Origin of the sequence: Bradyrhizobium sp. ORS 375, from assembly GCF_000239775.1 — a bacterium.
Taxonomy (GTDB): domain Bacteria; phylum Pseudomonadota; class Alphaproteobacteria; order Rhizobiales; family Xanthobacteraceae; genus Bradyrhizobium.
Genome location: NZ_CAFI01000386.1, coordinates 1 through 1,606, shown reverse-complemented (window position 1 = coordinate 1,606; position 1,606 = coordinate 1). Strand labels below are relative to the sequence as shown.

2 protein-coding genes and 1 pseudogene are annotated in these 1,606 nt (G+C 67.2%); 2 read left to right on the top strand and 1 reads right to left on the bottom strand.

Annotated features, from left to right (window positions below):
- The coding region (gene purM, locus BRAO375_RS26220) for a phosphoribosylformylglycinamidine cyclo-ligase (protein ID WP_035642311.1) at window positions 1–697 on the bottom strand (697 nt) is incomplete at its 3' end.
- Window positions 698–852: 155 nt separating this feature from the next.
- Here purM and BRAO375_RS26215 point away from each other — a divergent pair.
- Both BRAO375_RS26215 and BRAO375_RS38710 read left to right on the top strand, forming a co-directional pair.
- Window positions 853–1,407: a CDP-alcohol phosphatidyltransferase family protein gene (locus tag BRAO375_RS26215; protein WP_009030463.1), complete on the top strand. Its 555-nt coding sequence runs from the start codon at window positions 853–855 to the stop codon at window positions 1,405–1,407.
- Window positions 1,408–1,464: 57 nt separating this feature from the next.
- Window positions 1,465–1,606 (top strand): annotated as a pseudogene (locus BRAO375_RS38710) (chromosomal replication initiator DnaA); the annotation flags it as partial.

Sequence of the window (1,606 nt, the reverse complement as noted above, 5' to 3'; positions counted from 1 at the left end):
AGAGCCGCGTCGGCGTCAGCAACGCCGCGCCCAGCGTCAGCACCGGCGCGAATGGCGCCGGCGCGTCGAAGCCGAGGCCCGACTGCGCGACGATCTTGCGCACCAGCGAATAGCCGTTGGAATGCACGCCGGACGACGCCAGCCCCAGCACGACGTCCCCGGCGGCGATGTCCGGCGACGGCAGCAGGGTGCCACGCTCGGCGGCGCCGACCGCGAAGCCGCCGAGATCGTAGTCGCCGTCCTGGTACAGGCCGGGCATTTCCGCGGTCTCGCCGCCGATCAGTGCGCAGCCGGACTCCCGGCAGCCTTCGGCGATGCCGGCCACGATCGAGGCGGTCGCCTCGGGGTCGAGCTTGCCGCAGGCGAAGTAGTCGAGGAAGAACAGCGGCTCGGCGCCCTGCACCACGAGATCGTTGACCGACATCGCCACCAAGTCGATGCCGATCCCGCCATGCAGCCCGGTCTCGATCGCGATCTTGACCTTGGTGCCGACGCCGTCGGTCGCCGCCACCAGGATCGGGTCCTTGAAGCCGGCCGCCTTGAGGTCGAACAGGCCGCCGAAGCCGCCGATCTCGGCGTCCGCGCCGGCGCGGGCGGTGGCGCGGACCATCGGCTTGATCAGATCGACCAGACGATTGCCGGCATCGATATCGACGCCCGAATCTGCATAAGTGAGCCCGTTCTTGCGCTCGGTCATGGTCAAAACCCCTAATCTGGCCGCTGGTTACGTCGGATTCCGGCCGGGCGCAATGGCTCGCAAGGGGCCCGTCCCCATCCTATCTAGGAACCGGAGCGGCTCGCCACGCTTCGCAATCGGTGTATTTTGATCGAGTTGTCGTCGGGACCAGCTGCGTGACCATTCCCCATAGTATCCCCAACCTGATTACGCTGGGCCGAATCCTGCTGGTACCGATCGTGGTCTGGGCCATCGCGGCCGGCGAGATGGAGATCGCCTTCATCGTTTTCGTGGTTGCCGGCGTCAGCGATGCGGTCGACGGCTTTCTGGCCCGACGCTTCAATCTGCGCTCCGAGCTTGGGGCGCTGCTCGACCCGCTGGCCGACAAGGCCTTGCTGGTGTCGATCTTCGTCACGCTCGGCATCTGGGGCGCCATCCCGCGCTGGATCGTGATCCTCGTGGTGTCGCGCGACATCATGATCGTCGCCGCCGTGATCGTCTCCTGGCTGTTCGACCGCCCGGTCGCAATGAAGCCACTGATGGTGTCGAAGCTGAACACCGGGGCGCAGGTCGGATTCGCGGCGCTCGTGCTCGCTTCGCTCAGCTTCGGGTTCGAGCCCAAGCCCTATGATGGCGTGCTGATGGTGCTGGTGACGGCCTTTACCCTCGTGTCTGTCGGGCTTTACCTGGTGGATTGGGTGCGTCACATGAGCACCATCGAGGTGCGTTGAGCCGGCTCGCGAGCCCTCCGCGCCCCCGCCGACGACACTGTACGGAGCACGTCAATCTTGGCCGGCCATATTCCCCCTCGCCAGCTGGCGCTCGCGCTGCCGCATGCGGAGAGCCTGACGCGGGACAACTTCCTCGAAGGTCCGGGCAACGCCGCCGGGCTCGCGCTGGTCGACGCCTGGCCGGAATGGCCGGCGCGGA